This is a genomic window from Rhodovulum strictum (assembly GCF_009649175.1).
GTDB lineage: Bacteria > Pseudomonadota > Alphaproteobacteria > Rhodobacterales > Rhodobacteraceae > Rhodovulum > Rhodovulum strictum.
The window spans coordinates 41,015-47,328 of the sequence record NZ_WJPO01000031.1 but is presented as its reverse complement, the minus strand read 5'-3'; the positions used below and the strand labels follow the sequence as shown (position 1 = coordinate 47,328).

General features: G+C 66.2%; 5 protein-coding genes, 1 tRNA gene and 2 riboswitches. All 6 genes read right to left on the bottom strand.

Going from position 1 to position 6,314, the window contains the following annotated elements; genetic code table 11:
- Positions 1-249: 249 nt before the first annotated feature.
- The 6 genes from GH815_RS16035 to GH815_RS16010 all read right to left on the bottom strand — a co-directional run bounded on the left by GH815_RS16035 (position 250) and on the right by GH815_RS16010 (position 6,273).
- A tRNA-Ala gene (locus GH815_RS16035) sits at positions 250-325 on the bottom strand.
- 35 nt (positions 326-360) lie between these two features.
- The gene (gene trxC / locus GH815_RS16030; RefSeq protein ID WP_153749766.1) at positions 361-807 is read right to left on the bottom strand and encodes a thioredoxin TrxC; all 447 of its coding nucleotides are present in this window, start codon (positions 805-807) and stop codon (positions 361-363) included.
- A gap of 114 nt (positions 808-921) precedes the next feature.
- Complete coding sequence (gene gcvP, locus GH815_RS16025; RefSeq protein ID WP_153749765.1) at positions 922-3,771, bottom strand: aminomethyl-transferring glycine dehydrogenase; 2,850 nt, start codon at positions 3,769-3,771, stop codon at positions 922-924.
- Positions 3,772-3,782: 11 nt separating this feature from the next.
- Complete coding sequence (gene gcvH / locus GH815_RS16020; RefSeq protein ID WP_153749764.1) at positions 3,783-4,142, bottom strand: glycine cleavage system protein GcvH; 360 nt, start codon at positions 4,140-4,142, stop codon at positions 3,783-3,785.
- An 8-nt stretch (positions 4,143-4,150) separates the two neighbouring features.
- Positions 4,151-5,281: a glycine cleavage system aminomethyltransferase GcvT gene (gcvT, locus tag GH815_RS16015; RefSeq protein WP_153749763.1), complete on the bottom strand. Its 1,131-nt coding sequence runs from the start codon at positions 5,279-5,281 to the stop codon at positions 4,151-4,153.
- Between the two features lie 72 nt (positions 5,282-5,353).
- Positions 5,354-5,439: riboswitch (glycine riboswitch) on the bottom strand.
- Positions 5,440-5,531, bottom strand: a riboswitch (glycine riboswitch).
- Positions 5,532-5,652: 121 nt separating this feature from the next.
- On the bottom strand, positions 5,653-6,273 hold the full coding sequence (locus GH815_RS16010) for a hypothetical protein (RefSeq protein WP_153749762.1): 621 nt from the start codon (positions 6,271-6,273) through the stop codon (positions 5,653-5,655).
- Positions 6,274-6,314: the final 41 nt, after the last annotated feature.

The following is a 6,314-nucleotide window of genomic DNA, read 5'->3' as shown; positions in this document are numbered from 1 at the left end:
GGACCCCCGCGAAGCAAACGCTTCGCAAGGCGCGGCAGGGGATATTGCAAACCTGCCGCGCCTGACTCTGCCCCCCAGGGAAAAACGGAAAAGCCCGTCGCGGGGCCGACACAGGTCGCTGGCCGAGTCGGCCGGTTTCGGGCTTCGGGATCAGCAGGCGGACGCCCCATCGGGGGCGCGGTCGTCATGGCAAGGACTTAAGGGCCCGCCTTTGCGGCAACCCATTGATACGATGAGTATTTCTGGATTTGGTGGAGCCGAGGGGGATCGAACCCCTGACCTCGTCATTGCGAACGACGCGCTCTCCCAGCTGAGCTACGGCCCCGATGGGCGCTGATGTGACCGATGGCGCGGGGGATGTCAAGCGGTCTGGCCAACATGCTGGCGCACAAAGGTGACGATATCCGCCGCGGGGCGCGCACCGGACAGCCGGGCAAGCTCGCGACCCCTGGAAAACAGGATCAGAAGCGGGATGCCGCGGATGTCATAGCGCACTGTCGCATCGGGGTTGGACTGGGTGTCGACCTTGGCCAGACGCACATTCGGCGCGAGGATCTGCGCGGCCTGGGCGAATTGCGGCCCCATCATCCGGCAGGGACCGCACCAGGCCGCCCAGAAATCGACGAGCAGCGGCAGGTCGTCGCCCCGGATGCATTTCTGCAAGGTCGCGAAATCCAGATCGACCGGCTTGCCCGGCACAAGCTTCGTGCCGCAGGTGCCGCATTTCGCACCGGCCCCAAGCCGGTCGGCGGGCACGCGGTTGGTGGTGCCGCAATCGGTGCAGACGAGTTTCAGACCGGCGCCCATGAGTCGCCCTCCATTTATATTCGATTTAGTGAATATATTCGGAGGGCCGCATGTTTCAAGGCGAAAGAAAAGGCTGGCGCACTGCGCCAGCCCGGCAGGTCAATGCCCGATGAATCACTCGGCGGCTTCGGCCAGATCCTCGACCGGCGGGCAGGTGCAGACCAGGTTGCGGTCGCCATAGGCGTTGTCGACCCGGCCCACGGGCGGCCAGTACTTGTCGACCCGAAAGGCACCGGGCGGGAAGCAGGCCTGTTCGCGCGTGTAGGGGCGGTCCCATTCGGCCACCAGATCCTCGACCGTGTGGGGGGCGCGTTTCAGCGGGTTGTTCTCGCGGTCGGCGCGGCCCTCCTCGATGGCGCGGATCTCCTCGCGGATGGCCAGCATCGCGGTGATGAAGCGGTCAAGCTCGGCCTTGGTCTCGCTTTCGGTGGGCTCGATCATCAGGGTTCCGGCGACCGGCCAGCTCATCGTGGGGGCGTGGAAGCCGCAATCGACCAGCCGCTTGGCGATGTCGTCCACGGTGATCCCGGCGCTGTCGGCAAAGGGGCGGGTGTCGATGATGCATTCATGCGCGACCCGGCCCTGCGCGCCCTTGAACAGCACGTCATAGGCGCCTTCGAGGCGCTTCGCGATGTAATTGGCGTTCAGGATCGCGACCTTGGTGGCCTGTGTCAGCCCCGCGCCGCCCATCAGCAGGATATAGGCATAGCTGATCGGCAGGATCGAGGCCGAGCCGTGCATAGCGCCGCTGACCGCGCCCTGCCCACCCCGCAAGGGATCGCCCGGCAGGAAGGGCGCCAGATGCGCCCTGACCCCGATCGGCCCCATCCCGGGACCGCCGCCGCCATGCGGGATGCAGAAGGTCTTGTGCAGGTTCAGGTGGCTGACATCGGCGCCGATCTCGCCGGGTTTGACCAGCCCCACCAGCGCGTTCAGGTTGGCGCCGTCCAGATAGACCTGCCCGCCGAAGCGATGCGTGATCTCGCAAACCTCGCGCACGGTTTCCTCGAAGACGCCATGGGTCGAAGGATAGGTGATCATGCAGGCCGCCAGATTGTCGCCCGCGGCCTCGGCCTTGGCGCGGAAATCGGCGAGGTCGATATCGCCGGTCTCGGTCGCCTTGACCGCGACGACCTTCATCCCGGCCATCTGCGCCGAGGCAGGGTTGGTGCCATGCGCCGAGGTCGGGATAAGGCAGATGTTGCGATGCCCCTGTCCGTTTGCCCGGTGATACGCGGCAATGGTCAGAAGCCCCGCATATTCGCCCTGCGCGCCCGAATTGGGCTGCATCGACATCGCGTCATAGCCGGTGATCCGGCACAGCTTGTCCGAAAGCTCGGCCAGCATCTCGGCATAGCCCTTGACCTGTTCGGCCGGGGCCAGCGGGTGGATATTGGAAAATTCCGGCCAGGTGATCGGCATCATCTCGACCGCGGCGTTCAGCTTCATCGTGCAGGAGCCCAGCGGGATCATCGCCCGGTCCAGCGCAAGGTCGCGATCGGCCAGACGGCGCATGTAGCGCATCATCTCGGTTTCCGCGCGGTTCATCTGGAACACCGGGTGGGTCAGGTAGTCGGACTGCCGCAACATGCTGTCGGGAAGCCGGTATTGCCCGTCGCCGCCCTCGTCCTTGCGGGTGATGCCGAAGGCCCGCCAGAGCGCCTCGATGCTGGCCGGACGGGTGGTTTCATCCAGCGAAATGCCCAGTTTCGTCGCGCCCACCTTGCGCAGGTTGATCCGCTCGGCTTGGGCGGCCTTGAAGATCACGCCCTGCATCGGGCCGACCTCGACGGTGAAGGTATCGAAGAACTCGGCCGGTTCGACCGTGAACCCGGCCTCTTCCAGCCCGCGCGCGGTGCGCACCGCCTTGCGGTGGATGCGCTGGGCGATGGCGCGCAGCCCCTTGGGGCCGTGGAACACGGCATAGAAACCCGCGATCACCGCCAGCAGCGCCTGCGCGGTGCAGACATTGGATGTCGCCTTTTCGCGGCGGATATGCTGTTCGCGCGTTTGCAGCGCCAGCCGATACGCCTTGTGCCCGTGGCTGTCGACCGACACGCCGACGATGCGGCCCGGCATCGCCCGCTTGTAGGCATCGCGACAGGCCATATAGGCGGCATGCGGGCCGCCGAACCCCATCGGCACGCCGAAACGCTGGGTCGAGCCGACGGCTATATCGGCCCCCATCGCGCCCGGTTCCCTGAGCACGACCAGCGCCATCGGGTCGGCCACCACGATGCCCAGCGCGCCGGCCTCGTGCAGCGCGGCAATGGGACCGGTGAAATCGTTCAGATGGCCATGGGTGCCGGGATACTGGAAGATGCCGGCAAAGACGCGGGTCGCGTCCAGATCGGCAAAGGGATCGCCCAGGATCACCTCGATCCCCAGCGGTTCCGCACGGGTGCGGATCACGGCGATGTTCTGCGGGTGGCAATTCGCATCCACGAAGACCGCGCCAGCCTTCGACTTCGCCACGCGCTGCGCCATGGTCATGGCTTCCGCACAGGCCGTCGCCTCGTCCAGCAGCGAGGCGTTGGCGACCTCCAGCCCGGTCAGGTCGCAGACCATGGTCTGGAAGTTCAACAGCGCCTCCAATCGGCCCTGGCTGATTTCCGGCTGGTAGGGCGTATAGGCGGTATACCAGGCGGGGTTTTCCAGGATGTTGCGCTGGATCGCGGGCGGCGTGACCGTGCCGTAATAGCCCTGCCCGATCAGTGTGGTGAAGGGGCGGTTCTTCTTGGCGATCTGGCGCATGAACCACAGCATCTCGCGTTCGGATTTCGGCTTGCCGAAATCCAGCGGCTCGGCTTGGCGGATGCTGGCGGGCACGGTCTCGTCGATCAGATCCTCGAGCGTGGACAGCCCCAGCACCTTCAGCATTTCGACCATTTCCTCGGGCGAGGGGCCGATATGGCGGCGGTTGGCAAAGTCGTAGGGCAGATAGGTGCTGGGGGAATAGGGCATGGGGCGTTCCGTCAGCCGATGAATTTCTTGTAAGCGGCTTCGTCCATCAGATCGTCCAGCGCGGACAGATCCTCGACCTTCATCTTGAAGAACCACGCCTCGCCCAGCGGATCCTCGTTCACAAGGCCCGGATTGTCGGTGAGCGCGCCGTTCACCTCGACGATCTCGCCATCCAGCGGCGCCAGGATGTCCGAGGCAGCCTTGACGCTTTCGATCACCACGACCTCGTCATCCTTCGAGACGGTCTTGCCCTCGTCGGGCAGGTCGACAAAGACGATGTCGCCCAGCTGTTCGGCAGCGTGCTCGGTGATGCCGACGACGACCAGATCGTCCTCGACGCGCAGCCATTCATGTTCTTCGGTGTAATACATGGGTGTCCTCAACGCTTGTAGTTCGGGTCTCTGAACGGCAGGGCGACGACATCGGCAGCCATCCGCCTGCCGCGCACCTCGCCCCAGACTGTGCGCCCTTTCTGGCCAAGATCAACGGGCAGATAGCCCATCGCCAGGGGCGCCTCGATGGACGGGCCGAAGCCGCCCGAGGTGACGATACCGACCGGATCGGCGGCATCCTCGGCCGCGAATAGCGGCGTGCCCTCGCGCATCGGCGCGCGGGTCTGCGGGCGCAGGCCGACGCGCAGCCGCGCGGGGCCGTCGGCCAGTTCCCGCAGGATGCGCCCGGCACCGGGAAAGCCCCCCTCACGCGCACCGCCTGCCCGCCGAACCTTCTGGATCGCCCAGGACAGCCCCGCCTCGATGGGCGAGGTGGTGGTGTCGATGTCATGGCCATAAAGGCAGAGCCCCGCCTCCAGCCGCAGACTGTCGCGCGCGCCAAGCCCGATGGGCTGGACCGAGGGTTCGGCCAGCAGCGCGCGCGCCAGCGCAACGGTCTGCGTGCCCTCGACCGAAATCTCGAACCCGTCCTCGCCGGTATAGCCCGACCGCGACAGCCAGAGCGGGCCGAACGCGCTGTTGATCACAGCCACATCCATGAAGCGCATCGCCGCGGCACCCGGGGCAATCCTGTCCATCACCGACGCGGCCGCAGGCCCCTGAAGCGCCAGCAGCCCGCGGTCGGCAAGCTCCTCGACCGCACAATCCCCGGACAGATGCGCCCGCAGATGGGCGATATCGGCGCCCTTGCAGGCGGCATTGACCACGAGGAACAGATGATCGCCCCGATTGGCAACCATCAGATCGTCCAGAATCCCGCCCGCATCGTCGGTGAACATCGCATAGCGCTGCCGCCCCGGCGCCAGCCCCAGCAGATCGACCGGCACCAGCCGTTCCAGCGCAGCCGCGGCATCCGCCGCCTGACCCGAGGGCGCGCGCAGGATCACCTGGCCCATATGGCCGACATCGAACAGCCCCGCCGCTGCGCGGCAATGCAGATGCTCCCTGAGCACGCCCGGGGCATATTGCACGGGCATCTCGTAGCCCGCGAAGGGCACCATCCTGGCGCCCAGGTCCAGATGAAGATCGTAAAGCGCAGTGCGCTTCAATTCCGGCATGTCGCCCCTTTCCGCCGGATGCAGCGCGCATCCCGGCACCGTTTGCGTTCACCCCCGATGGATGCCCGTTGCGATGCCCCCTCTGTCCCTTCGCCTGAGATCGCTATCCCTTCGGCGGACACGGGGGGCTGCCCCCGCGCCTCTCTCCAGAGTTTCCGTGCCCATCCGCGGTCCTGACGCCTGAGAGTTTACCGGGGCGGTTGCTCCTTCGGCACCGGCCTCTGGGGCCGGATTCTCCCGGGATGGATGCCGCGGACGCTAGATCAAGCGTCGTTTGCAGGCAAGAGCCTGCCGCCGCCACGGGCGCCAAGCCACGTTCGCCTGCGGCGACGTGGCGCAAAATCCTTCAACAAGGATTTTGCCAGGAAAATTCAAGTTTTCTTGGCCCCGGCTGCGCCCGACCGCCCCCTGATCCGACGCAGGTCCGCCCGCAGCGCGGCCTGCCGGGCCCGAAACCCCTCGGCATCGCCGAAATCGGTGGAATTGCCATAAAGCCCGTGCGGATCGGCCACCCGGCGGGCATGCTTGATCGGGCACCAGTATTGCTCGGTCCGCGCCGCGACCTCGCGGGCCAGCGCCAGCACCCCGTTGGCATAGCCGCAATAGACGCAGTTGAGCTTCTGCAACCCGTTCAGATAGGCAAGCTGATGGCGGTCGATGACGATGTGATCGCTCCGGCGCACCTTTTCTATGCCATAGACCGGGAAACAGACCGCCTGAAAGAGCGCGACGAACAGATCGAGCAGCACCAGCGGCAGGATCAGCGCATAGATCACCGGCGCGGTCAGGATGACCAGCGGCCGAGGCCGGGCGAGAAAGCTGAGCAGGCTGACGCGAAGGGCACGGTGGCGGGCGAGCACCTCGTCCTCGAAACGTGCGCGCCCGGCCACGAGGCGATAGCGGAATTCCGCTCGCTTTTCCTCAAGCTCGTCCTGAAGGCTCTGCTGCAACTCGCGAATCCGCGCCAGCAGGGCGTCGACGGTCTGGGACATGGCGCGCTCCTCCTCCGGGTGCAGTTGAGCACGAAGGATCC